General features: G+C 77.7%; 2 protein-coding genes. One reads left to right on the forward strand and one right to left on the reverse strand.

The genetic code is table 11. The features are described 5' to 3' along the window. Positions 1-307: MarR family winged helix-turn-helix transcriptional regulator (locus tag ACIQOV_RS41140; protein ID WP_401056225.1), on the forward strand; the 307-nt coding region annotated here is incomplete at its 5' end. A gap of 47 nt (positions 308-354) precedes the next feature. Here ACIQOV_RS41140 and ACIQOV_RS41145 read toward each other — a convergent pair. Next, complete coding sequence (locus ACIQOV_RS41145; RefSeq protein WP_401056227.1) at positions 355-1,107, reverse strand: LuxR C-terminal-related transcriptional regulator; 753 nt, start codon at positions 1,105-1,107, stop codon at positions 355-357. Between the last annotated feature and the right edge of the window lie 366 nt (positions 1,108-1,473).

Here is a 1,473-nt window from a genome sequence, read left to right on the forward strand (position 1 = left end):
CGGCTCCCCCTACCAGCTCTCCCCCGGCCAGCTGCTCACCCAGACCCTGGTCACCTCCGGCACCATGACCAACCGGATCGACCGGCTCACCGGCAAGGGCCTGGTCAAGCGCCTGCCCGACCCGGACGACCGGCGCGGCGTACTGGTCCGGCTCACCGACGACGGCCGCGACCGCGCCGACCAGGCGCTCGCCGGACTGCTCGCGCACGAGCGCGAACTGCTCGCCCAGCTCAGCTCCGGCCAGCAGACCGAACTCGCCACGCTGCTGCGGCTGCTGGTCGCCCCGTTCGACAACATCCCGGGCTGACGACGCTCCCGCCCTCCGGCCCGTGGGCCCGCCTCGCGGGTCCCGGCTCAGGGCCGTTCGACGGTGCCGACCACCGAGGGCGGCGGAGGCACGGCCGGCTCGGCCGGGCTGACCCCGGCCCGGCGGGCGACCGCGACGGCCGCCAGCGTGGAGTGCACCCCGAGCTTGCCCAGCACGTTCTGCATGTGCGTCCGGACGGTGTGCGGCGACAGGTAGAGCCGCTCCGCGACGGCCTGCCGGCCGAGACCCGCGACCATGCAGCGCAGGATCTGCTTCTCCCGCGGGGTCAGGGTGTCCACCAGCCGCTCGCTCTCGGTACGGTCCCGCCGGGCGGTGGTGAGCTCGCGGATCACCCCGGTGAGCAGCGCGGGCGGCAGGTGCGTCTCGTCCCGCAGCACCCCCCGGACCACCGCGAGCAGCCGGGCCAGCGAACTCTCCTTCGCCACCCAGCCGGTGGCGCCCGCGTGCAGGGCGCGGGCGGCGCGGTGCGGGTCGTCGGCGGTGGCCAGGACGATCGCGCGCAGCCCTGGATGGGCGCGGCGGAGGCGGGCCAGCAGGGTGATGCCGTCGGGCGGCTGGGCGGAGGGTCTGAGCTGGTCGCCCCGCAACGGGTCCACCGCGGACCGGGCGACCGGCGGCAGGCCGCCCGACAGCTGAACCGGTGGCCCCGGCGGTACGGCCGCCCGGCGCGGCTGCGGCACGGGCGGGGCGGCACGACCCCGCCGGGCCTCGTCGCCGTGCTCCGCAGCGGGCCGGCGGCGGGCGTGCGCCCCGGCTCCCGGTGCTCCCAGCACTCCCAGTACTCCCGACGCACCGTGCGGACCGGAGCCCCCGTACGGACCGGAGCCCCCGTACGGACCGGCGGCTCCGGGCCCGCCGGGTAATCCGGCCGGGCCCGCTGTTCCGATCGGCCCGGCCGCACCGGCGGCGGCGCCGACACCCGACGCCTCGACGCCGAGGTCGGCGTCGATCAGTGCCACGTCGTAGGCCCGGCCCTCGCCGGCCGCGCGCTCCAAGGCCCGCTCGGCGGCGGCCGCGCTGCCCGCCGCCCCCACCTCCACGTCCGGCTCGGCGGCCAGTGCCGCGGCCAGCGCCTCGGCGAAGATCCGGTGGTCGTCGACCACCAGGACGCGAATCCGCCCCATAGTCCCTCCCCCTGCTCAGAC

Origin of the sequence: Kitasatospora sp. NPDC091257 (genome assembly GCF_044757675.1) — a bacterium.
GTDB lineage: Bacteria > Actinomycetota > Actinomycetes > Streptomycetales > Streptomycetaceae > Kitasatospora > Kitasatospora lactacystinica.